Source organism: Kitasatospora sp. NPDC058190, from assembly GCF_042883685.1.
In the GTDB taxonomy this organism is placed as follows: domain Bacteria; phylum Actinomycetota; class Actinomycetes; order Streptomycetales; family Streptomycetaceae; genus Kitasatospora.
On sequence record NZ_JBHVVI010000051.1, the window covers coordinates 1 to 22,339 of the forward strand.

The 22,339-nt window shown below is 74.5% G+C and carries 17 protein-coding genes and 1 pseudogene; 14 read left to right on the plus strand and 4 right to left on the minus strand.

Annotated features, from left to right (window positions below; translation table 11 throughout):
• Positions 1–351: 351 nt before the first annotated feature.
• Positions 352–1,311: pseudogene (locus tag ACFVWU_RS22905) on the plus strand (hypothetical protein); the annotation flags it as partial.
• 297 nt (positions 1,312–1,608) lie between these two features.
• Positions 1,609–2,508 carry a hypothetical protein gene (locus ACFVWU_RS22910; RefSeq protein ID WP_387624060.1) on the plus strand — a complete coding sequence of 300 codons (900 nt, stop codon included), beginning with the start codon at positions 1,609–1,611 and terminating at the stop codon, positions 2,506–2,508.
• Positions 2,509–2,583: 75 nt separating this feature from the next.
• Here ACFVWU_RS22910 and ACFVWU_RS22915 read toward each other — a convergent pair whose 3' ends face one another.
• Positions 2,584–3,954 carry a DUF1015 family protein gene (locus ACFVWU_RS22915; protein WP_387623927.1) on the minus strand — a complete coding sequence of 457 codons (1,371 nt, stop codon included), beginning with the start codon at positions 3,952–3,954 and terminating at the stop codon, positions 2,584–2,586.
• A gap of 92 nt (positions 3,955–4,046) precedes the next feature.
• Between ACFVWU_RS22915 and ACFVWU_RS22920 the strand changes: the two genes are divergently transcribed.
• Positions 4,047–4,631: a tetratricopeptide repeat protein gene (locus ACFVWU_RS22920; protein WP_387623930.1), complete on the plus strand. Its 585-nt coding sequence runs from the start codon at positions 4,047–4,049 to the stop codon at positions 4,629–4,631.
• 65 nt (positions 4,632–4,696) lie between these two features.
• Positions 4,697–5,734, plus strand: a complete 1,038-nt coding sequence (locus tag ACFVWU_RS22925; RefSeq protein WP_387623932.1) for an HAD-IIA family hydrolase — start codon at positions 4,697–4,699, stop codon at positions 5,732–5,734.
• A 22-nt stretch (positions 5,735–5,756) separates the two neighbouring features.
• Here ACFVWU_RS22925 and ACFVWU_RS22930 read toward each other — a convergent pair whose 3' ends face one another.
• Positions 5,757–6,104, minus strand: a complete 348-nt coding sequence (locus ACFVWU_RS22930) for an SCP2 sterol-binding domain-containing protein (RefSeq protein ID WP_387623935.1) — start codon at positions 6,102–6,104, stop codon at positions 5,757–5,759.
• Between the two features lie 161 nt (positions 6,105–6,265).
• Between ACFVWU_RS22930 and ACFVWU_RS22935 the strand changes: the two genes are divergently transcribed.
• The 4 genes from ACFVWU_RS22935 to ACFVWU_RS22950 all read left to right on the plus strand — a co-directional run bounded on the left by ACFVWU_RS22935 (position 6,266) and on the right by ACFVWU_RS22950 (position 9,167).
• On the plus strand, positions 6,266–7,138 hold the full coding sequence (locus tag ACFVWU_RS22935) for a hypothetical protein (RefSeq protein WP_387623937.1): 873 nt from the start codon (positions 6,266–6,268) through the stop codon (positions 7,136–7,138).
• Complete coding sequence (locus tag ACFVWU_RS22940) at positions 7,122–7,319, plus strand: hypothetical protein (RefSeq protein WP_387623940.1); 198 nt, start codon at positions 7,122–7,124, stop codon at positions 7,317–7,319. The genes ACFVWU_RS22935 and ACFVWU_RS22940 overlap by 17 nt, the downstream gene beginning before the upstream one ends.
• 36 nt (positions 7,320–7,355) lie before the next feature.
• The gene (locus ACFVWU_RS22945) at positions 7,356–8,162 is read left to right on the plus strand and encodes a TlyA family RNA methyltransferase (protein ID WP_380610162.1); all 807 of its coding nucleotides are present in this window, start codon (positions 7,356–7,358) and stop codon (positions 8,160–8,162) included.
• A gap of 96 nt (positions 8,163–8,258) precedes the next feature.
• On the plus strand, positions 8,259–9,167 hold the full coding sequence (locus ACFVWU_RS22950; protein WP_387623943.1) for an NAD kinase: 909 nt from the start codon (positions 8,259–8,261) through the stop codon (positions 9,165–9,167).
• Positions 9,168–9,186: 19 nt separating this feature from the next.
• Here ACFVWU_RS22950 and ACFVWU_RS22955 read toward each other — a convergent pair whose 3' ends face one another.
• Positions 9,187–10,701 (minus strand): PLP-dependent aminotransferase family protein, encoded by a 1,515-nt coding sequence (locus ACFVWU_RS22955; protein ID WP_387623946.1) that lies wholly within the window; start codon positions 10,699–10,701, stop codon positions 9,187–9,189.
• 164 nt (positions 10,702–10,865) lie between these two features.
• Between ACFVWU_RS22955 and ACFVWU_RS22960 the strand changes: the two genes are divergently transcribed.
• The 3 genes from ACFVWU_RS22960 to ACFVWU_RS22970 all read left to right on the plus strand — a co-directional run bounded on the left by ACFVWU_RS22960 (position 10,866) and on the right by ACFVWU_RS22970 (position 14,792).
• Positions 10,866–11,561, plus strand: a complete 696-nt coding sequence (locus ACFVWU_RS22960) for a YitT family protein (protein ID WP_387623948.1) — start codon at positions 10,866–10,868, stop codon at positions 11,559–11,561.
• A gap of 88 nt (positions 11,562–11,649) precedes the next feature.
• Positions 11,650–13,383 (plus strand): DNA repair protein RecN, encoded by a 1,734-nt coding sequence (gene recN, locus ACFVWU_RS22965; RefSeq protein ID WP_387624063.1) that lies wholly within the window; start codon positions 11,650–11,652, stop codon positions 13,381–13,383.
• Positions 13,384–13,613: 230 nt separating this feature from the next.
• On the plus strand, positions 13,614–14,792 hold the full coding sequence (locus ACFVWU_RS22970) for a glycosyltransferase family 4 protein (protein ID WP_387623950.1): 1,179 nt from the start codon (positions 13,614–13,616) through the stop codon (positions 14,790–14,792).
• Here ACFVWU_RS22970 and ACFVWU_RS22975 read toward each other — a convergent pair.
• Positions 14,789–16,780: a glycoside hydrolase family 15 protein gene (locus tag ACFVWU_RS22975; RefSeq protein WP_387623952.1), complete on the minus strand. Its 1,992-nt coding sequence runs from the start codon at positions 16,778–16,780 to the stop codon at positions 14,789–14,791. The two genes, ACFVWU_RS22970 and ACFVWU_RS22975, sit on opposite strands and share 4 nt — an antisense overlap.
• 719 nt (positions 16,781–17,499) lie before the next feature.
• Between ACFVWU_RS22975 and ACFVWU_RS22980 the strand changes: the two genes are divergently transcribed.
• From ACFVWU_RS22980 to ACFVWU_RS22990, 3 genes are all read left to right on the plus strand, one after another.
• Entirely contained in the window at positions 17,500–19,179 is a 1,680-nt protein-coding gene (locus tag ACFVWU_RS22980; protein ID WP_387623955.1) for a CTP synthase, read from the plus strand.
• Positions 19,180–19,285: 106 nt separating this feature from the next.
• Complete coding sequence (locus ACFVWU_RS22985) at positions 19,286–19,933, plus strand: NUDIX domain-containing protein (RefSeq protein WP_387623958.1); 648 nt, start codon at positions 19,286–19,288, stop codon at positions 19,931–19,933.
• A gap of 241 nt (positions 19,934–20,174) precedes the next feature.
• Complete coding sequence (locus ACFVWU_RS22990) at positions 20,175–22,199, plus strand: tetratricopeptide repeat protein (RefSeq protein WP_387623960.1); 2,025 nt, start codon at positions 20,175–20,177, stop codon at positions 22,197–22,199.
• Positions 22,200–22,339 lie beyond the last annotated feature (140 nt).

The window sequence follows — 22,339 nt, forward strand, 5'->3', positions numbered from 1 at the left end:
GCCCCAGCGACTCGCTGGGGCCGCGGCCTTTTTGTTTTTTGCGAACTTGCACGAGACCGGCAGGCCGGGACTTCCGCCCAGGCGCGGACGCTTCCGACATGCCGGACAATGGAGATGGTGCGCGGCCAGGAGGCCGGCGCCGATACCGCGTGACGGCACTGGTGTTGGTCGGTCCGCGGTGGAGCTGAAGCAGCAGAAGGAGTCACCAGGATGTCGAACCAGCCCCAGGACCGTCCCGAGCGCCGATCGGATGACGGCCGAGGCTACGAGCCCCGGTCCCGTGGGGGCTGGTCCAACGACCGTGGCGGCTCCCGTCGTGACGACCGCCCCAGCGGTTTCCGTCGTGACGATCGTGATGAGCGTCCGCGTCGTGACGACCGTCCGTACCGTGACCGCGATGACCGCGGTGGCGACCGTGGCGGCTTCCGTCGTGACGACCGTCCGGCCGGCGGTGGTTTCCGCCGTGACGACCGCCCCTCCGGTGGCGGCTTCAACCGTGACCGTGGCGACGACCGCGGTGGCTTCCGTCGCGACGACCGTCCGGCCGGTGGCGGGTTCCGCCGTGACGACCGCCCGTCGGGTGGTTTCCGTCGTGACGATCGTGATGAGCGTCCGCGTCGCGATGACCGTCCGTACCGTGACCGCGATGACCGCGGTGGCGACCGTGGTGGTTTCCGTCGTGACGACCGTCCGGCCGGCGGTGGTTTCCGTCGTGACGACCGCCCCTCCGGTGGTGGCTTCAACCGTGACCGTGGCGACGACCGCGGTGGCTTCCGTCGCGACGACCGTCCGGCCGGTGGCGGCTTCCGCCGTGACGACCGCCCCTCGGGTGGTTTCCGTCGTGACGACCGTGACGACCGTGGCGGGTTCCGCCGCGACGACCGCCCCAGCGGTTTCCGTCGTGACGACCGTGATGAGCGTCCGCGTCGCGATGACCGTCCGTACCGTGACCGCGATGACCGCGGTGGCGACCGTGGCGGCTTCCGTCGTGACGACCGTCCGGCCGGCGGTGGTTTCCGTCGTGACGACCGCCCCTCCGGTGGCGGCTTCAACCGCGACCGTGGCGACGACCGCGGTGGCTTCCGTCGCGACGACCGCCCCTCCGGTGGCGGCTTCCGCCGTGACGACCGCCCCTCGGGTGGTTTCCGTCGTGACGACCGTGACGACCGTGGCGGGTTCCGCCGCGACGACCGCCCCAGCGGTTTCCGTCGTGACGACCGTGATGAGCGTCCGCGTCGTGACGACCGTCCGTACCGTGACCGCGATGACCGCGGTGGCGACCGTGGCGGCTTCCGTCGCGACGACCGTCCGGCCGGCGGTGGTTTCCGTCGTGACGACCGCCCCTCCGGTGGCGGCTTCAACCGCGACCGCGGTGACCGTGGCGAGCGCGGTGGTGACCGTGGCGGTTTCCGTCGCGATGACCGTGGCGGCGACCGTGGCGGCTACCGCCGGGACGACCGCCAGGGCGGCTTCCGCCGCGACGACCGTCGGGACGACCGGGGCGGCGACCAGGGCCGTCGGGACTACGACGACCGCCGTGGCAACTACGAGCCGGTCAAGCGCCTGCCGATCCCGGAGGACGTCACCGGCTTCGAGCTGGACGCGGACGTGCGCCAGGAGCTCAAGAGCCTGCCCAAGACGCTCGCGGACGACGTCGCCCGCAACCTCGTGATGGTGGCCCGCCTGCTCGACGGCGAGCCGGAGGAGGCCTACCAGTACTCGCGCGTCGCGCTCCGGCTGGCCTCCCGCGTCGCGGCCGTCCGCGAGGCGGCCGGGTTCGCCTCGTACATGACGCAGCGCTACTCCGAGGCGCTGACCGAGTTCCGCGCCGCCCGTCGGATGACCGGCCGCGCCGACCTGTGGCCGGTGATGGCCGACTGCGAGCGCGGTCTGGGCCGTCCGGAGCGGGCGCTGGCGATGGCCGGTGAGCCCGAGGTGAAGCAGTTGGACAAGGCCGGCCAGGTCGAGATGCGCCTGGTCGCGGCGGGTGCCCGCACCGACATGGAGCAGTTCGACGCCGCCGTCGTGACCCTGCAGAGCCCGGAGCTGGCCTCCAGCGCCGTGCACGCGTGGACCGCGCGGCTGCGGTACGCCTATGCCGAGGCGCTGATCGCGGCCGGCCGTGGCGACGAGGCCCGCGACTGGTTCGCCAAGGCCGCCGAGGCCGACACCGACGGTTCGACCAACGCCTCCGAGCGCCTGGCAGAGATCGACGGCGTCGAGTTCACCGACGCGCTCGACCCGGAGCTGGCCGAGGAGGAGACCGAGAAGGCCGAGGCCCCGGCGAAGAAGCGGGGCGGCGACATCGCCGACGACCGCGTGATCTTCGAGGACGAGGAGGACGTCGAGGAGTACTACGACGAGGACGACCTCGAGATCGACGAGGACTTCGACGGCGTGGTGCCCGAGCGTTCCGAGGACGCCAAGACCGAGGACAAGCAGGCCGAGCAGGCCGAGCAGTCGGAGAAGGCCGAGAGGGCCGAGGACAAGGGCGACGCCCAGAGCTGAGCGCCCTGACCTGGCACACCGTGAGGCCCTGCCGCTCCCTCGGGGAACGGCAGGGCCTCACGGCGTCCAGGGCGGTCAGCCCAGGGTGAGGTTGCGCAGCACCAGCCCGGTGGCCGGCTTCGGCCCGAAGGAGGTGGACTTGCGCGGCATGGTGACGCCCTGCTCGGCGAGCCGCCGCACCACGCTCTCCCGGACCGGGTGCAGCAGGACGGCGGTGCCGCCGGTGCGGGCCGCCTCGCGTTCGGCGGCCGCAGCGGTGTGCAGGTAGCCGATGTCGTCCGGGCCGTCGGGGACGTGCCAGGTGTGGTCGAGCAGGGTGGCGTGCAGGACGGTGGCGTCCAGGTGGCGCCACTCCTCGGGCCGGTCGTGCGGCACGGTGGCGTCCAGCAGGGACTCCTCGGGCTCGCCGAGCAGCCAGTAGACGCCGTTGCCGCCGGTCAGCACGAAGCCGTTGCCGCCGTGCCGCTTCTGCTCGGCGAGCGCCTGGAGCGCGGCGGGCAGCGGGCCCGGGACCTCCTTGACCTTCCAGTGGTCACCGAGTCTGTCCAGCGCCTCGGCCACCGGCAGCCGGTACAGCACGCGGTGGATGGCCCGGACCCGCAGCGGGTAGCGGGCGGTGTCCACCAGGAGCACCATGCCGCGGTCCCACGGGCTGCGCGGCAGGTGGCGGTGCTCGCGCTGGAGCCGCAGGTACATCTCCCAGCGGTGGTGGCCGTCGGCGATCAGCGCCCGGCAGGTGGCCAGGTCGCGGCTGATCTCGGCGATCTCGGCGGGGTCGGTGACCGCCCACAGGCGGTGGTGGGTGCCGTCGCTGGTGGCGGTGGAGAGCAGCGGCTCGCCCTCGACCGTCCGCTCGAGGACGCCCGAGGCGCCGCCGTTGCCGCGGTAGGTGAGCAGCAGCGGTTCGAGGTTGGCCCGGGTGGTGCGCATCAGGCCGACCCGGTCGGCGACCGGCTGGGGCATGACGTCCTCGTGCGGGAGGACCACACCGGCCTCGGGCCCGCTCACCGCGAGGGCACCGATCAGACCGCGCTGGAGCAGCTCGGGGGAGTCGGCGGTGGCGGGCACCCGCTGCTCGTAGACGTAGATCGCGGGGAGCGGGTCGGCGGCGAGCACGCCCTCGCGCTGCCAGGCGGCCAGCAGCCGGGCGGCGTGCCGGTACTTGGTGTCGCGGTCGGGGCGGTCACCGGCGTCCTCGGGCTCGGGCCGGGGCAGGATCAGCCGGACCACGTTGAACGGGTCGGCGGTCTCCAGGTCGAGCCGGCGCCCCGGGTCGACGACGTCGTACGGCGGGGACATCACCGCGGCCAGCGCGCCGACCCGGTCGGGGACGTAGCGCAGGCCCCGGAAGGGGAACAGGGACAGGCCTGCGGTGGCGACGTGCCCGGGATCGCCGGGGCCGCCCTCGGGAGTCTCGACTCCGTCTTCTGCACTGGGTGCGCTCATTCTGGGCATGGTAACCGGGTACACGTTGTTGAAAGATCTGTATACCCGTGCCGTCTCGTGGGGCGGGCGAGCGATCGAGGGCGAGGTACGGCATGGACGACGGGCAGGGACGGTCGGACAGCGGCGGCCCGGGGGAGGGCGTGCCGATGGGGGGCATCCCGGCCCAGGGACGGCCCGGGGAGCCCGCCGGGGACGTGTACGACTGGTTCCGCCGGGGCGCGAAACTGCTGGCCCAGGGGCATCCGGCGGCCGCAGAGCAGCTGCTCGCCCGGGCGGCGGACGCCGAGCCGCACTCGCGCAGCATCCGGGAGGCGCTGGCCCGGGCGCAGTTCGACGCCGGGTCGTACGCGGCGGCGCTGGAGAACTTCCGGGCCGTGGCGCTGGCCGATCCGGCGGACGACTACGCTCAGTTCGGGTGGGGCGTCGCGGCGGCCCGGCTGGGCGACTTCGAGACGTCCGTCGAGCACCTGGCGCTGGCCGTGGCGATGCGGCCGGAGACCGACCACTACCGGGAGGCGCTGCGGCAGACCCGGGCCACCCTGGCGGCCCGCGCCGGGGCGTTCGGCCCGCTGCTGCCCGGGGTCCCGGCCAACGGCAGGAGTCAGGGCGGGGAGTCCGTGGCGGATGCCGGGGAGCAGGCGGGGGGAGAGCCCGAGGGTGTCAACGGCGACGCCTGAACGGGCAGGTACGAGCAGTGCAGGTGTCGAACGCGGTGAACCGCAGTGAATGAGGTAGCGCAGCCATGACCGAGACGGCCACCATCGTGCGACGCACCGCCCCCGGCGGCAGCGAGGGCCCGCTGACCGAGGCGTACGACACCGCGCTGCTGGACCTGGACGGCGTGGTCTACGCCGGCCCGCACGCGATCGAGCACGCGGTGGACTCGCTGGCGGCCGCCCGGACGGCCGGGATGCGGCTCGCGTACGTGACCAACAACGCCTCCCGCCCGCCGCGGGTGGTGGCCGAGCACCTGACCGAGCTGGGTGTGCCCGCCGAGTCGGCGGACGTCATCAACTCGGCCCAGGCGGCCGCCCGGGTGGTCGCCGAGAAGGTGCCGGCCGGGGCGAAGGTGCTGGTGGTGGGCGGTCTGGGGCTGGAGGAGGCGCTGGCCGAGCGCGGGCTGGTGGCGGTTCGCTCGCTGGACGAGGAGCCGCTCGCGGTGGTCCAGGGCTTCGACCCGTCGGTGGGCTGGCCGCAGCTGGCGGAGGCCGCGTACGCGGTGCGCGCCGGGCTGCCGTGGGTGGCCTCGAACACCGACATGACCGTGCCGACGGCGCGCGGGATCGCGCCGGGCAACGGAACGCTGGTCGCGGCGGTCAGGGCCGCGACCGGGGTGGAGCCGGAGGTGGCGGGCAAGCCGCTGCCGCCGATGCACCGGGAGACGGTGCTGCGGACCGGCGCCCGGCGGCCGCTGGTGGTCGGGGACCGGCTGGACACCGACATCGAGGGCGCGTTCAACGGCGGGGTGGACAGCCTGCTGGTGTTCACCGGGGTGACCACCCCCGCCCAGCTGCTGGCGGCCCCGGTCGAGCACCGGCCGACCTACCTGGCGGCGGACCTGCGCGGCCTGCTGGTCCCGCAGCCGGCGGTGACGGCCCGGGACGGCGGCTTCGGCTGCGGCGGTTGGGTCGCGACGGCCGAGGGCGGCGAGCTGCGGTTGACCGGTGCCGGGGACCGCTGGGACGGCCTGCGGGCGCTGTGCGCGGCGGCGTGGACGGCGCTGGACGCGGACGGCGGGCCGGTGGACGGACGGAAGGCGCTGGCCGAGCTCGGCTTCTGAGGCTTCCGACTCCCGGTGGAGGTCAGAGCAGGGTGCGCAGCCGCAGCAGGTCGCGGAAGCCGGCCTCCAGCCTGACCCGGCCGCTCGCCCAGGCGGAGGCGAAGTTGAGCGTGCCGCCGACCAGGGAGAGCAGGTCGTCGCTGGCCATGGTGAGCCGGATCTCCGCCTTCGCGGCGGGCGCGCCGGGCGCGGCGACGACGTCCTGGATCCGGCCCTCGCGCAGCCGCCCGGTGAAGGTCAGGTCGAGGTCGGTGATCCGGCAGCTGAGCGAGCGGTCCATGGCGGCGGCCTTGCGGACGTCGCCGGTGGAGTCGGACATGTTCCGGCTGAGCTGCTCCAGCGCCTCCCGGCACTCCTCGACGTTCGCCATGGCGGTGGCTCCATCCCCAGGTCACTACGGCGCTCTGACTGCCCGGGCCACGGTACCTCAGGAGGGTTTTGGCGGTAGCGTCGTCAGTGGGGTGCCCGGAAACGGCCCGGGTACCGACGGCGACGGAGCGATGCGCGCGTAGGCGCTAAGGAGGCACCCGGATGCTGCCGAGGACGGTGCGGGGAGCGGTGGCGGCCGCCGCCGTGGTGGTGGAGGAGGTCGGCAAGCGGGTCGTCGAGACGGCGGCCGCGGTCCTGGAGAAGACCGGCGTCGACGTGACCGAGGTCGAGCGCAAGCTCGGCGGGCAGTTCCCGCCGTCCGCCAAGACGCTGCAGACGATGGCGGAGGAGGCCGTCACCGCCGGGCGGGCCGGGGTGGACCTGGCGGTCGGGGTGGCGCGCAACGAGGTGGAGAAGGCCTTCGAGCGGGTCGGCGACCAGGTGACCAAGGTCGGCGTGGTGCTGGCGTACCTGGAGAGCAAGCTGCGCGAGATCGAGGAGGAGCCGGCCGCGGCGAAGCCCGGACCGGTCCCGTACGAGGCGGCGGAGGAGCCGGCGCCCGCGCCGCGGGCGGACGACCTGTTCGGACGCGGTTGGGAGTACGAGAGCGAGCGCGTGGCGGGGGAGCCGATAGTGGCCGAGCGGGTGGAGGTGGACGAGCCGGTCGAGGTCGATCCGCCGGTGCCGCCCGCGCCGCGGGCCGGGGCGCGGGAGCTGCGCACGGCGGACGCCGCGCAGGCGCCGGTGACCGGGGAGCCGACGGCCGTGAAGAAGGCGACGGCGAAGAAGGCGACGGCGAAGACCGCGACGGCCGGGAAGGCTGCCGCGACGAAGACGACGGCCGGAAAGTCCGCCGCGAAGAAGACCACCACCGCCAAGAAGGCCGCGGTCAAGAAGACCGCCACCGCGAAGCAGCCGGACGCCCAGCCCAAGACCGCCGCCAAGCGCACGGCGACGAAGAGGACCACCGTCCGCAAGGCCACCAGTACGAAGAACCCCGATGCCCGAGACGAGCCCGATGCCCGAAACAAGTGAGCCCAGCCCGCCGGTCGAGCCGCTCGGCGTCGAACTGCTGCCCACCGGCCACCCCGGGGTGGACGCCGGGCTGGCCCGGCTGGAGGCTCTGGACGGGGTCCCCGCCGAGGCACACGTCGCGGTGTACGAAGATGTTCACCAGCGGCTCGCCGACACGCTGGCCGCACTCGACCAGGAATGACCCGCAGGACCCGTAGGAGCTGAAGCACCAGTGGCAGTGGCACGACGCCGACTCGACGCGGAGCTGGTCCGCCGTAAGCTGGCCCGGTCGCGTGAGCACGCGTCCGAGCTGATCGCGGCCGGTCGGGTGACCGTCGGCGGCACCACCGCGACCAAGCCGGCCACCCAGGTGGAGACCTCGGCGGCGGTCGTGGTGGCCAAGGACGACAACGATCCCGACTACGTCTCGCGCGGCGGCCACAAGCTGGCCGGGGCGTTCGCGGCCTTCGTGCCGCAGGGCCTGGTGGTCGAGGGCCGCCGGGCGCTGGACGCGGGTGCCTCCACCGGCGGCTTCACCGACGTGCTGCTGCGGGCCGGGGCCGCCCACGTGCTGGCGGTGGACGTCGGCTACGGGCAGCTCGCCTGGTCGCTGCAGAGCGACGAGCGGGTCACCGTGATGGACCGCACCAACGTGCGCGAACTGACCCGGGACGCGATCGGCGGCACCCCGGTCGACCTGGTGGTCGGCGACCTGTCCTTCATCTCACTGGGCCTGGTGCTGCCGGCGCTGGCCGCCTGCGCGGCGGAGGACGCGGACCTGGTGCTGATGGTCAAGCCGCAGTTCGAGATCGGCAAGGAGCGCCTGGGCAGCGGCGGGGTGGTGCGCAGCCCGCAGCTGCGCGCCGAGATGGTGCGCCAGGTGGCGGGGCAGGCGTGGGAGCTCGGGCTGGGCGTGCGGGCGGTCACCGCGAGCCCGCTGCCGGGGCCGTCCGGGAACGTCGAGTACTTCCTCTGGATGCGCCGGGACGCCCCGCAGCTGGACCCCGCGGAGGCGGACCGGGCCGTGGCGGAGGGGCCCCGGTAGGTAGGGTGCTTTGCGAGCGTCCGGCCCGTCATGCTGTATGGCGCGGCCGCACGAGCCAAGGGCGCCCCGGGCAGGCGTAGGGAGAGGGGCAGCGGCATGAGCGATGAAGAACGTACGGTCTTCCTGATCGCGCACACCGGCCGGGAGGCGGCGCTGCGCAGCGTCGAGGCCCTGGTGCACGGGCTGCTGAAGGCGGGGCTCCGGATCAGACTGCTGGAGGCCGAGGCGGTGGACCTCGACCTGCCGGACGGGGTCGAGAAGGTGGCCGAGGGGCCGGGGGCGGCGGACGGCTGCGAGCTGATCCTGGTCGCCGGCGGCGACGGGACGCTGCTGCGCGGCGCCGAGCTGGCGCGCTCGCACGGGCTGCCGATGCTGGGGATCAACCTCGGCCGGGTCGGCTTCCTGGCCGAGGCCGAGCGGGACGACCTGGCCGTGGTGGTCGAACGGGTGGTGGACGCCGACTACGAGGTCGAGGAGCGGATGACGATCGACGTGATCGTCCGCACCAACGGCGATGTGGTCCACCAGGACTGGGCGTTGAACGAGGCGTCCATCGAGAAGGCGTCCCGGGAGCGGATGCTGGAGGTGGTGACCGAGGTGGACGGCCGACCGGTCTCCAACTTCGGCTGCGACGGGGTGGTCTGCGCGACGCCGACCGGCTCGACCGCGTACGCGTTCTCCGGCGGCGGGCCGGTGGTGTGGCCGGAGGTGGAGGCACTGCTGATGGTGCCGATCTCCGCACACGCGCTGTTCGCCCGGCCGCTGGTGACCTCGCCGGACTCGGTGCTGGCGGTGGAGGTGCAGCCCAAGACCCCGCACGGGGTGCTCTGGTGCGACGGGCGGCGCTCGGTCGAACTGCCCGCCGGGGCACGGGTGGAGGTGCGCCGGGGGCAGACGCCGGTGCGGCTGGCCAGACTGCACCGGGCGCCGTTCACCGACCGGCTGGTGGCCAAGTTCGCGCTCCCGGTGACGGGTTGGCGCGGGCGGTCGAAAACCGGGCACTGAGGCGGAGTCTGGCGAACCGTCAGACCGCCAGTGGCTGGGCCTCGTCGGCCGAGCCGAGCCGGCCGCCCGCCGCCGCGCGGGCGGCCACCGCGGCGAGCCGCTCGACGGCGGCGGGCACGGCCGCGGCGGGCACGGTGAGCGGCAGCCGGATGTGGTGCTCGAAGGCGCCGTCCGAGCCGAACCGGTTGCCGGAGGCGATCCGGATCCCGGCGCGCTCCCCGGCCTGGGCCAGTGCCGCGCCGGACAGGCCGTCGGTGGAGACCCACAGCGCCAGGCCGCCGGGCGGCATCGGGAAATCCCAGCCGGGCAGGTGCCCGGGCAGCGCGGCGGCGAAGGCGTGCGCGGTGGCCCGCAGCCGGTCCAGCTGGTGGGCCCGGACGGCTTGGAGCGGCTCGCCCATCAGCTCGGCGGCGATCAGCTGGTCGAGTACCGGGGTGCCGACATCGCTGTAGACCCGCTCGGTGGCCAGTCGACGCACGAGCGCGGGCGCGGCGCGGACCCAGCCGATCCGCAGGCCGCCCCAGAGCAGCTTGCCGGCCGAGCCGACGGTGACCACCTGGGCGGCGCGGTCCAGCGCCGCCATCGGGCGCGGCAACGGCGTGGACTGCGGCACGCCCCAGCCGAGTTCGGCGGTGGTCTCGTCGACCAGCACGACGCTCCCGGCGGCCCGGGCTGCGGCCAGCAGCTCGCGGCGCTGCTCCTCGTCGATCAGCGCGCCGGTGGGGTTGTGGAAGTCCGGGATGACGTAGGCGACCTTCGGCGCGGCGCCGCGCAGCACCCGCTGCCATTCCTCCAGGTCCCACTGTTGCTCGCCCGCTCGCGCCCCCGGACCCCAGCTGTACGGCACCGGCACCAGGCGCGCCCCGGTGAGGCGCAGGGCCTGCAGGGTGTGGGCGTAGCTGGGGGCCTCGACGGCGACCCGGTCGCCGCGGCCGATCAGCACCCGCTGGACCAGGTGCAGGCCGCCCATCGCGCCGGTGGTGATGAGGATCTGGTCGGGCGTGGTGGGCAGCCCGCGCTCGGTGTAGCGGCGGGCGACGGCCTCGCGCAGCACCGGGACGCCGGTCGGGTAGTGGCCGTGCCCGGCGGCGTAGTGCGGGAGCAGCTCGACGGCCCGGGCGGCGGCCTGCCCGATCCAGGGCTGCGGGGCGGGCAGCGCGGCGACGCCGAGGTCCAGGGTGCTGCCCTGCTCGTCCGGCGGGACTGGGTGCAGGGCGTCGCTCGGCGGCGGGGCGCCCTCGGGCAGGGCGGTCCAGCTGCCGGCGCCGCGGCGGCTGAGCAGGTAGCCGTCGCCGCGCAGGGTCTCGTAGGCGGTGGCGACGGTGGTGCGGCTGAGCTCCAGGGCGGAGGCGAGTTCGCGTTCGGCGGGCAGCCGGGCGCCGACCGGCAGCCGGCCCTCGGTGACCAGCAGCCGGATCTGGCCGGCGAGGGTGCGGTAGGCGGGGCGGCGCGTGGTGGCCGGCTCGGGGAGCCGGGCGGTGGCGAGCAGCCGGGCCAGTGCGGGCGGGGTGACGGTGGTGTGCCAGTCGGCCATGGCGCTCCTCCTGATGGCTCGCTCGCTGTGCTCGCTCATCAGTCCACTTGCTCGGAATTGGCCCTGGAAGGGGTCTGTTTGGCCTGCTCATCATGGCAGGGCGGCCGTCGAGCCGCCACCGCCGGGGCCGCCCCGGGGTGCGGAACCACCCGCAGGAGCACCGATTGGCCACCACGACCACGACCCCGCCCGCCCCCGGGCCGACCCGGCCGGGCTCGGCCGTCCGGATCCTCGGCGACACCCACGCACTGGGCCGCCGGCTCCCGCAGCTCGCCGTCGGCCTGGTCCTGTACGGCGTGAGCATGGCGCTGATGCTCCGCTCCGGCCTCGGCCTCGATCCCTGGGACGTCTTCCACCAGGGCCTGCAACGGGTGCTCGGGCTGACCGTGGGCGCCTGGGTGACCATCTGCGGCGTCCTCGTGCTGCTGCTGTGGATCCCGCTGCGCCAGCGCCCGGGCCTGGGCACCGTCGCCAATGTGCTGATGATCGGCGCGGCCATGGACCTCACCCTGCGGCTGGTCGGCGGCCCCGCGGGCCTGCCCGCCCGGATCGCGCTGATGGCCGCCGCGGTCGTGCTCAACGGCCTGGCCTCCGGGCTCTACATCGGCGCCCGCTTCGGCCCCGGCCCGCGCGACGGCCTGATGACCGGCCTGCACCGGCGCACCGGCCGCTCGCTGCGGCTGGTGCGCACCGGCATCGAGGTCGCCGTGCTGGCGGTCGGTGTCCTGCTGGGCGGTACCGCCGGGGTCGGCACGGTCATGTACGCGCTGGCCATCGGCCCGCTGGTGCAGCTGTTCCTGCCCTGGTGCACCGCGTCGTCGGCCCAGGACACCTCGCCGCAAACGCCCCGGATGGGGTGAACTTCCGGGCACGGAGTTGCCGCGCGCCGTTGCCGCTCGTCGCGCTCCGGGGGCGGAACCTCGTAAGGTCGTCTCCGTGTTGGACGAGATGCGGATACGGGATCTTGGGGTCATCGACGACGCGGTGGTCGAGCTGGCCCCCGGCTTCACCGCCGTGACCGGTGAGACCGGCGCCGGCAAGACCATGGTCGTGACCAGCCTCGGCCTGCTGCTCGGCGGCCGCGCCGACCCGGGCCTGGTGCGCAACGGCTCCGGACGCGCCGTCGTGGAGGGCCGGCTGGAGCTGCCCGCCGACTCCCCGGTGGCGGCCCGCGCCGTCGAGGCCGGGGCGGAACTGGACGACGGCGCCCTGCTGATCAGCCGGACCGTCTCCGCCGAGGGCCGCTCCCGGGCCCACGTCGGCGGACGGGCCGTCCCGGTCGGGCTGCTCGCCGAGCTCGGCGAGGACCTGATCGCGGTGCACGGCCAGACCGACCAGCAGCGGCTGCTGCGCCCGGCCCGCCAGCGCGGCGCGCTGGACCGGTACGCGGGCGAGGCGGTGGCCGAGCCGCTGGCCCGCTACCGGGAGACCTACCGCGCCCTGCGCGAGGTCTCGGCCACCCTGGAGGAGCTGACCACCCGGGCCCGCGAGCGCGCCCAGGAGGCCGACCTGCTGCGCTTCGGCCTGGACGAGATCGCCGCCGCCGAGCCGGTGGCCGGGGAGGACGTCGAGCTGGCCGCCGAGGCCGAACGGCTCGGCCACGCCGACGCGCTCTCCTCCGCCGCGACCCTCGCCCACGGCGCCCTGGCCGGCGACCCGACCGACCCGGAGGCGCTGGACGCGGGCACCCTGCTCGCCCAGTCCCGCCGCGCCCTGGACGCCGTGCGCCACCACGACGAGCGGCTGGCCGCCCTCGCGGACCGGCTGAACGAGGTCGGCTACCTGCTGGCAGACGTGGCCGGGGACCTGGCCGGCTACGCCGACGACCTGGACGCCGACCCGGTGCGCCTGGCCGCCGTCGAAGACCGCCGGGCCGTGCTGGCCCAGCTGCTGCGCAAGTACGGCGGCGAGGAGAACACCCTCGCCGAGGTGATCGCCTGGGCCGAGGCCGGGGCCGCCCGGCTCGCCGAACTCGACGGCGACGACGACCGGATCGACCGGCTCGGCGCCCAGGAGACCGAGCTGCGGACCGAGTTGGCCGAGCTGGCGGCCGAGGTCTCGGCCGCCCGGCGGGCCGCCGCCGGCCGCTTCGCCGGGGCCGTCTCCGCCGAACTCGCCGAACTGGCCATGCCGCACGCCCGGGTGACCTTCTCGATCACCCAGCTCGACGACCTGGCCGGGATCGAGGTCGACGGCCGCACCGTCGCGTACGGGCCGCACGGCGTGGACGAGGTCGAGGTGCTGCTCGCCCCGCACCCGGGCGCCCAGCCGCGCCCGATCGCCAAGGGCGCCTCCGGCGGTGAGCTGTCCCGTGTGATGCTCGCCGTCGAGGTGGTCTTCGCGGGCGCCGACCCCGTCCCCACCTACCTGTTCGACGAGGTGGACGCGGGCGTCGGCGGCAAGGCCGCGGTCGAGATCGGCCGCCGACTGGCCAAACTGGCCGAATCCGCCCAGGTCGTGGTGGTCACCCACCTCCCGCAGGTCGCCGCCTTCGCGGACCGGCACCTGGTGGTGGAGAAGACCAACGACGGCACCGTGACCCGCTCCGGCGTCAAGGTGCTGAACGACGAGGAGCGGGTGCGCGAACTCTCCCGGATGCTGGCCGGCCTGGAGGACTCGGAGCTGGGCCGCGCCCACGCCGAGGAACTGCTGGCCACCGCCCGGGCCCCGCGCCGGCGTTAGGCCTGTCCGGTGGGTTTCGCCGGACCGGCGAGGATCCGCCGGACAGGCCCTGAGCCGGTCGCTCCGTCGGGTCCGGCGGCCCTCGCGGCACCACGACGCGCCCTGGTGGCGCCGACTGTCCAAGAGGGCCGCCGACCTGGCATGGTGGCGGCTGGACACTGGCTTTCCAGTCCCGAGTGCCGCCGGGCGGGCAATCCTCGCGAAGCGGCGCGCGAACCTGATCGAGTCGGATGCGAGACGACGTGGACCATTCCGCCGCCCGGGCCACTGCGGCCGCCCCGGAACCGGGGCAGCTGCACGTGGTGCTCGTCCTGGCCGCCAGCACCGGCGGCATCGGTGCGCACGTGCGCTCCCTGGCCCAGGGCCTGGTCGCGCACGGGGTGATCGTCACGGTCTGCGCGCCGGCGGGCACGGACGCGCTGTTCGGCTTCTCCCGCACCGGCGCCCGGTTCCACACCGTCGACATCACCCCCACCGCGGGCGCCCGCAGCGACGCCACCGCGATCGGCGAGCTGCGCCGGGCCTTCACCGGCGCCGACCTGGTGCACGCCCACGGGCTGCGCGCGGGGCTGCTCTCGGACCTCGCGCTGCGCACCGCCGGCCGTTTCCCGGGCCTGCGCCCGGAGACCCCGCTGGTGGTCACCTCGCACCACGCGCTGCTGGCCACCGGCATGGAGCGCCGGCTGCAGCGGCTGATGGAGCGCCGGGTGGCGCGCGCCGCCGACCTCGTCCTCGGCGCCTCCTCCGACCTGGTCGCCCGGGCCCGCGAACTGGGTGCCACCGACGCCCGGCTGGGCCCGGTGGCCGCCCCGCCGATGCCCGAGGGCCGGCTCGGCCGCCCCGAGGCGCGCGCCGCGCTGCTCGGTGACGGCCCGGACCGCCCGCTGGTGCTGGCGGTCGGCCGGCTCGTCCCGCAGAAGGCCTTCGGGCTGCTGCTGGACGCCACCCGGGAGCTGTCCGCGCTGGACCCGGAGCCGCTGGTGCTGCTCGCCGGGGACGGCCCGGAGGCGGGCCCGCTGCGCGAGCGGGTGACGGCCGAGAAGCTGCCGGTGCGCCTGCTCGGCTACCGCACCGACGTGCCCGACCTGTTGGCCGCCGCCGACGTGGTGGTGGTTTCCAGTCGCTGGGAGGCCCGCTCGCTGGTGGTCCAGGAGGCGATGCGGGCCGGTGTGCCGGTGGTCGCCACCGCCGTCGGCGGCATCCCCGAGCTGGTCGGTGACGCCGCCGTGCTGGTGCCCCCGGGCGACCCGGCGGCGATCGGACGGGCGGTGCGCGGGGTACTGGCCGACCCGGCCCGTCGCGAGCAGCTGGTGGCGGCGGGCCGGCAGCAGGCCGAGACCTGGCCGGACGAGGCCGCCACCGTCGCGCAGGTGCTCAGCACCTACGACGAGTTGGTGCAGCGTTCCTAGACGGTCGCCTGCTCGACCCGGTCGGCGGCCAGGCCGTCCGGCTGGGCCGACAGGTAGGCGGCGCCGCAGGCGGTCAGCCGCAGGGCGGTGTCGATCAGCGGGACGTGGCTGAAGGCCTGCGGGAAGTTGCCGACCTGGCGCTTGAGCCGCGGGTCCCACTCCTCGGCGAGCAGCCCGAGGTCGTTGCGCAGCGAGAGCAGCTTGTCGAACAGCTCGCGGGCCTCCTGCACCCGGCCGATCATGGCGAGGTCGTCGGCCAGCCAGAACGAGCAGGCCAGGAAGGCGCCTTCGTGGCCGGAGAGCCCGTCGACGTTGTTGCCGCTCTCGTCGTGGGTGGGGTAGCGCAGGACGAAGCCGTCCTCGGTGGACAGTTCGCGCTGGATCGCCTCGATGGTGCCGATCACCCGCTTGTCGTCCGGCGGCAGGAAGCCCACCTGGGGGATGAGCAGCAGCGAGGCGTCCAGTTCCTGGCCGCCGTAGTACTGGGTGAAGGTGTTGCGCTCGGGGTCGTAGCCCTTCTCGCAGACGTCCCGGTGGATGGTCTCGCGCAGTTCGCGCCAGCGCTCCAGGTGGCCGTCGGAGGGGGCGTCCTCGGGGGTCTGCTCCAGCAGCTTGATGGTGCGGTCGACGGCGACCCAGGCCATCACCTTGGAGTGGACGAAGTGCCGGCGCGGGCCGCGGACCTCCCAGATGCCCTCGTCCGGGTTCTGCCAGTGGTCCTCCAGGTACTCGATCAGGCGCAGCTGGAGGTGGAGGGCGTGGTCGTTGCGGACCAGACCGGTCATGTGGGCCAGGTGCAGGGCCTCCACCACCTCGCCGTAGACGTCGAGTTGGAGCTGTCCGGCGGCGCCGTTGCCGACCCGGACGGGCTGGGAGCCCTCGTAGCCGGGCAGCCAGTCCAGCGAGGACTCGGTGAGCTCGCGCTCGCCGGCGATGCCGTACATGATCTGCAGGTTCTCCGGGTCGCCGGCCACCGCGCGCAGCAGCCACTCGCGCCAGGCGCGGGCCTCCTCGCGGTAGCCGGTGCGCAGCAGCGAGGAGAGGGTGATCGCGGCGTCGCGCAGCCAGGTGTAGCGGTAGTCCCAGTTGCGCTCGCCGCCGATGTCCTCCGGCAGGGAGGTGGTGGGGGCGGCGACGATGCCGCCGGTGGGGGCGTAGGTGAGGCCCTTGAGGGTGATCAGTGAGCGGATCACGGCCTCGCGGTAGGGGCCCTGGTAGGTGCACTGGTCGGCCCACTCGTGCCAGAAGTCGGCGGTGGCGTCGAGCATCGCCTCGGCGTCCGGGACGGCCGGCGGGTCGAGGTGGGAGGCCTGCCAGGTGAGCGCGAAGGCGATCCGCTCGCCGGCCGTGACGGTGAAGTCGGCGTAGGTGGTGAGGTCGCGCCCGTAGGTCTCGGCCTCGCCGTCCAGCCAGACCGAGTCGGGCCCGGCCATGGCGACGGTGCGGTGGCCGCCGTCGGCCTGCTCGACCCGGTGCACCCAGGGGACGATCCGGCCGTACGAGAAGCGCATCCGCAGGGCCGAGCGCATCCGCACGGTGCCGGCCACGCCCTCGACGATCCGGATCACCTGGGGGACGGCGTCGCGGCCGGCCAGCGGGCGGGGCGGCATGAAGTCGATCACCCGGACGGTGCCGTCCTGGGCGTCCCACTCCTGCTCCAGGATCAGCGAGTCGCCCCGGTAGCGGCGCCGGTCGGCGGGCAGGGCGGGGGCGGCGGCGGTGGCCGGGGGGACGCGCAGGTCGGCGGTGTCGGCGAAGCGGGTCCGGCCGTCGGCTCCGGCAGGTGCGGTGGCGGGGACCTCGGTCGCGACGGCTTCGGCCGGGCCGATCCGCCAGAAGCCGTGTTCATCGGTGCCGAGGAGGCCGGCGAACACCGCCGGCGAGTCGAAGCGGGGAAGGCAGAGCCAGTCCACCGCCCCGTCCCTGCTGACCAGGGCAGCGGTCTGCATGTCCCCGATGAGTGCGTAGTCCTCGATACGGCCGGCCACGTGGATCTCCAGTTCGCAATGTGGTCAGGGCATCGGCGAACGGGGGAGCGAGCGGTCTGCGGGGCCGGAGGTTCACCCCGGGACGTCCGGTCCGCCGGGGGGTGGTGGCGGGCCTTGCTGGAGTGTCCGCGCGGGGCTCGGTGGAGCCCCTGAGGTGGGTGGGGAGGAGCTGGAATACGGGGAGGTCCGGTCGCGCATCGGGGACCGGGAGTGTCCTGACGCTCCCACGCCCTCCGCGTGCTCGTGCTGTCGCGATGCGTCCGTGCAGCTTACGACGGACGAAAGGGGCGAAGCACGCGGACGCTGCCCCGTGTGGCGCCGCAATTCGGCGGAAATGCCGTGCATCGCGGAGGCGTGGCGCAGGATGGTCCGGAAGGATCACCTCCGGGTGGCCGTAACGGAGGAGCCGGTATGGCCCGGACGGATGCCGCGGGCTGGTCCGGTCCGGCCGGTCGTGCGACCGGTGTGACCCGTGCGGCCGATGGTGCGCCGGTGGTGCGCCAGGCGCACGCTCCCGGAGTGCCGCGCGCGGGCCGCACGGCATCCCGGTCAGGTCACTGATACCCTGGTATCCCGTGGACCGGCGGGATAAAACGCCCCGGACCAGCCGAACCGACGACCCTTCGAGTGCCGCCTACCGAGTCGGCCTCCCGTCGCCCGGCGAGCCGCGAGCCTCCCGCCCACGTCACCTTCGACACGCGACCCACGGGAGCCCCCTCTTGGCACAGCCCCATTCCGGCAAGGCAGCGAACGGCCGCGCCGTGACGACCAAGCACCTCTTCGTCACCGGGGGTGTCGCCTCTTCGCTCGGCAAGGGGCTGACCGCCTCCAGCCTCGGCGCGCTGCTCAAGGCCCGTGGCCTGCGCGTGACGATGCAGAAGCTCGACCCGTACCTCAACGTGGACCCGGGCACCATGAACCCGTTCCAGCACGGTGAGGTCTTCGTCACCGACGACGGTGCCGAGACGGACCTGGACATCGGTCACTACGAGCGGTTCCTGGACACCAACCTGCACGGCTCGGCGAACGTCACCACCGGCCAGGTGTACTCGACCGTCATCGCCAAGGAGCGCCGCGGCGAGTACCTGGGCGACACCGTCCAGGTCATCCCGCACATCACCAACGAGATCAAGTCCCGGATCCGCCGGATGGCGACCGAGGACGTCGACGTGGTGATCACCGAGGTCGGCGGCACCGTCGGCGACATCGAGTCGCTGCCGTTCCTGGAGGCCGTCCGCCAGGTCCGCCACGAGGTCGGCCGGGACAACGTGTTCTTCGTGCACGTCTCCCTGCTGCCGTACATCGGCCCCTCGGGCGAGCTGAAGACCAAGCCCACCCAGCACTCCGTCGCCGCGCTGCGCAACATCGGCATCCAGCCCGACGCGATCGTGCTGCGCGCCGACCGCGAGGTCCCGCAGGCGATCAAGCGCAAGATCTCGATGATGTGCGACGTGGACGAGGAGGCCGTGGTCGCGGCCATCGACGCCAAGTCGATCTACGACATCCCCAAGGTGCTGCACGGCGAGGGCCTGGACGCCTACGTGGTGCGCCGCCTCGACCTGCCGTTCCGCGACGTGGACTGGACCACCTGGGACGACCTGCTGCGCCGCGTCCACGAGCCGCAGCACATCGTCAAGGTCGCCCTGGTCGGCAAGTACATCGACCTGCCGGACGCCTACCTGTCGGTGACCGAGGCGCTGCGCGCCGGCGGCTTCGCCAACAACGCCCGGGTCGAGATCAAGTGGGTCACCTCGGACGACTGCGAGACGCCCGAGGGCGCCCAGGCGCAGCTCGGCGACGTGGACGCGATCTGCATCCCCGGCGGCTTCGGCGACCGCGGCGTCAACGGCAAGGTCGGCGCGATCACCTACGCCCGCGAGAACAAGGTCCCGCTGCTGGGCCTGTGCCTGGGCCTGCAGTGCGTGGTCATCGAGGCGGCCCGCAACCTGGCCGGCCTGCCCGAGGCCAACTCCACCGAGTTCGACGCCGCCGCCAAGCACCCGGTCATCTCCACCATGGCCGAGCAGCTGGCCATCGTCGACGGCAAGGGCGACCTGGGCGGCACCATGCGCCTGGGCCTGTACCCGGCCAAGCTCGCCGAGGGCTCGATCGTCCGCGAGGTCTACGGCGGCGAGCAGTACGTCGAGGAGCGCCACCGCCACCGCTACGAGGTCAACAACGCCTACCGCGCGGACCTGGAGAAGACCGGCCTGCAGTTCTCCGGCCTCTCGCCCAAGGGCGACCTGGTCGAGTACGTCGAGTACCCGCGCGAGGTGCACCCGTACCTGGTGGCCACCCAGGCCCACCCGGAGCTGAAGTCCCGCCCGACCCGCCCGCACCCGCTGTTCGCGGGCCTGGTCAAGGCCGCCATCGACATCAAGACCGCGGCCTCCGAGTAGTCGTCTTCTTCTTGGCCTCGGTCGTTCACCGGACGGCGGCCCCGCGTTACCCGCGGGGCCGCCGTCCGGCGTTAGATTGTGTCGCACTGACGAAAAGGGGAGAGCGATGGACGAGCAGAGCGACCAGGTGATCGCCGACGTGGCCGAGGAATGGGAGGTCCGCGGCAGCGCGACGCCGTTCCAGGGCAAGGTCACCGGCGTGCGCAGCGAGGAGGTCCGGATGCCCGACGGCAGCTGGGCCCGGCGCGACTACCAGACCCACCCCGGCTCGGTCTCGGTGCTCGCCCTGGACGACAAGCAGCGGGTGCTGGTCCTGCGCCAGTACCGCCATCCGGTCCGCCAGCGCCTCTGGGAGCTGCCGGCCGGCCTGCTCGACGTGCCCGGCGAGAACCCGTGGCACGCCGCGCAGCGCGAGCTGTACGAGGAGGCGCACTGCCAGGCCGACACCTGGCGGATCCTCGCCGACTACTACACCTCCCCGGGCGGCACCGACGAGGCGCTGCGGATGTTCCTGGCCACCGACCTGTCGGCCGCGGAGGGCGAGCGCTACCAGGCCGAGGGCGAGGAACAGGAGATCGAGGTCGCCTGGGTCCCGGTGCCCGAACTGATCCGGCTGATCCACGCCGGGCAGCTGCACAACCCGACCCTGATCACCGGCACCCTCGCCGTGCACGCCGCGCTCACCGCCCCGGACGGGCTGGACGGGCTGCGCCGGCCGGACTCGCCGTGGCCGGCCCGGCCCTTCGAGGCCTGAGCCTCCTTCGAGGACGCGGGGCCGTCCGAGGCGCGGGCGGACCGCCCGGGTTGATGCCTTGGGGTGATTTGCCGGTTCGTACGACCGGATGTCATCTCGGCTGAGCCGGACGGTCGAACTACGCTTCGCAGACGGGGCGCCCGTGCCGGGCCGCCTTCGCCGAGCGCCGGACGCTGACCAGCCGGACGCCGGGCGCGGGATGACGTCGGGAGTGGCACGGGTGGCGAGGAAGACGGCGACGATGGACTCCGGCCCTGACACGCCCGCGAGCGCCGTCCCCGGACTGGAGCGGCTGCCCGCCGGGCCCACGGTGTTCGCCGGGCGGCGCGCCGAACTGGCCGCGCTGCGGGCGGCCGCCACCCGTCCGGTGAGCGGCCGCTGCCCGGTGCTGGTGCTGGCCGGGCGCCCCGGCTCCGGCCGGACCGCGCTGGCCGCCCGCTTCGCCCGCACCGTCGCCGCCGACTACCCGGACGGCGTGCTGTTCGCGCGGCTGTCCGCCCCCGACGGCGGGCGGGTGCAGCCGGCGCGCGCGGCCCGGCTGCTGCTGGAGCAGCTCGACCCGCAGGCCGCCGTGCCGCTGCCCGGGGCGGTCGAGGACGGGCGGGACGAGCCCGGTTGCGTGGCGCTGCGGGAGGCGCTCGCGGGGCTGCGCGTCCTGCTGGTGCTGGACGACGTGCGGGACGCCGGGCAGGTGTGGCCGCTACTCGCCGACGAGCCCGGCTGCCTGGTGCTCGCCACCACCGCCGGGCCGCTCACCGGGATCGAGGACATCGACCCGGTGATCCTCGGCGGGCTGGACCGGCAGGCCTCCGGCGAACTGCTGGCCGACCTGGTCGGCGGCACCCGGATCTCCTGCGACCCGGTCGGCGGGGCCGACCTGGCCGAGGCCTGCGCCGCCCGGCCGGCCGCCCTGCGGCTGATGGCGGGGTGGCTGCGCGGCAACCCGGAGATCGCGGTCACGGACGCGGCGCGGCAGCTCAACCTGGTGGTGGGGGAGGAGTCGGCGGCCGCCGGTGGCAAGGGCGGCAAGGCGGGCAAGACGGGCAGGACCGGTGGGGCCGCGGCCGAGGCGGGGAAGAAGAGGGAGGGGCCGCAGCAGTCGGCGGAGGACAAGGCCGCGGAGCCCGTCGCCACGCCCGAGCCGGCCGGTGACCCGTCGACCTGGGTCAGGCCGGAGCCCGAGCCGGCCGAGCCGGTGCCCGTACCCGACAACGACCCGCTGATCGGCGCGTTCACCCTCGTCTACCGCACCCTGTCGCGCGCCCAGGCGCGGATGCTGCGCACCCTCACCCTGGCCCCGGCGCAGACCGCCGACCCGCGCACCGCCTCCGCCCTGGTCGGCTGCCCGGCGGCGGAGGCCGCCGCGACGCTGGCCGCGCTCGCCGAGCGGGAGCTGCTCGGCGAGGAGGCGCCGGCCGGCGACGGCGCCCCGCGCTACCGGGTGCCCGGACGGCTCTACCCGCGGCTGGTCCGGCTGCGCGAGCGGGAGGACCGGCCGGCCGAGACCGAGCTGGCCCGGGCCCGGCTGCTGGAACGGCTGGTCCGGCTCACCGAGTCGGCCCGCGCCCTGCTCGACCCGGCGGGCGGCCCAGGACCCGAGCCGCTGCCCGCCGCGCTGCGGCTGCGCTCGGCCGCGCAGGCCCGGGACTGGCTGCTCGGTGAGCGGGAGCTGCTGCTCGGCGCGGTGGCCGACGCGATCGGTCAGGGCGATCTGGACGGCTCGGCCGGGCGGCTGGTCACCGCGCTGCTGCGGTCGCTGCCGCTGACCGGCGCCGCCCCGGCCGACCTCTACCGGCTGCACGAGCTGGTGCGCACCGTCGCCGAGCGCAACGGCCGGCCCCGCCGGGCCTCGGCCGCGCTGCTCAACCTGGGGGACCTGCAGGTCGCGGCGGGCCGCTGGGAACAGGCTGCCGCGCACTACCGGGCGGCCCTGGAGCACGCCCGTACGGTCGCGGACGAACCGCTCTGCGCCCGGGCCCTGGAGGGAGCGGCCAGCTGCCACCGGGCGCTCGGCGACGCGGTGCGCGCCGCCGACTGGTACGGGCGGGCGCTCGGGCTGCGGCAGTCGCTCGGGGACCACGCGGCGGAGGCCCGGCTGCTGGCGCGGGTGGCCGAGGCGCACACCGCGCAGCGCCGTTTCGAGGAGGCCGACCGGGAGTACCGGGCCGCGCTCGCGGTGCTGCGCCGGATCGGCGACGAACGGGGCCGGGAGGCCGTCGGGGCGGCCCTCGCGGACCTGCGGGAACGCGTCGACGCCGGGTGGTGAGGACGCTTTCAGATGTATCGTCGGAAGTGCCTGGTTGCGACACCTATGGCAGGTAAGCTCCGGCGGAAGCCTACGAACCTGCCAATGTGTTCAGCGAAATTATTCGATTTGGAAGGCTGACAGGCCGCCTGGGCTTCATT

Excerpts from the sequence above, each read along its gene's own strand:
- ACFVWU_RS22925 (WP_387623932.1), top strand. The coding sequence starts at position 4,697 with ATGACCGAGACGGCCACCATCGTGCGACGCACCGCCCCCGGCGGCAGC.
- ACFVWU_RS22920 (WP_387623930.1), top strand. The coding sequence starts at position 4,047 with ATGGACGACGGGCAGGGACGGTCGGACAGCGGCGGCCCGGGGGAGGGC.
- ACFVWU_RS22955 (WP_387623946.1), bottom strand. The coding sequence starts at position 10,701 with ATGGCCGACTGGCACACCACCGTCACCCCGCCCGCACTGGCCCGGCTG.
- ACFVWU_RS22990 (WP_387623960.1), top strand. The coding sequence starts at position 20,175 with ATGGACTCCGGCCCTGACACGCCCGCGAGCGCCGTCCCCGGACTGGAG.
- ACFVWU_RS22940 (WP_387623940.1), top strand. The coding sequence starts at position 7,122 with ATGCCCGAAACAAGTGAGCCCAGCCCGCCGGTCGAGCCGCTCGGCGTC.
- ACFVWU_RS22935 (WP_387623937.1), top strand. The coding sequence starts at position 6,266 with ATGCTGCCGAGGACGGTGCGGGGAGCGGTGGCGGCCGCCGCCGTGGTG.
- ACFVWU_RS22930 (WP_387623935.1), bottom strand. The coding sequence starts at position 6,104 with ATGGCGAACGTCGAGGAGTGCCGGGAGGCGCTGGAGCAGCTCAGCCGG.
- ACFVWU_RS22950 (WP_387623943.1), top strand. The coding sequence starts at position 8,259 with ATGAGCGATGAAGAACGTACGGTCTTCCTGATCGCGCACACCGGCCGG.
- recN (WP_387624063.1), top strand. The coding sequence starts at position 11,650 with ATGCGGATACGGGATCTTGGGGTCATCGACGACGCGGTGGTCGAGCTG.
- ACFVWU_RS22915 (WP_387623927.1), bottom strand. The coding sequence starts at position 3,954 with ATGAGCGCACCCAGTGCAGAAGACGGAGTCGAGACTCCCGAGGGCGGC.
- ACFVWU_RS22970 (WP_387623950.1), top strand. The coding sequence starts at position 13,614 with ATGCGAGACGACGTGGACCATTCCGCCGCCCGGGCCACTGCGGCCGCC.
- ACFVWU_RS22985 (WP_387623958.1), top strand. The coding sequence starts at position 19,286 with ATGGACGAGCAGAGCGACCAGGTGATCGCCGACGTGGCCGAGGAATGG.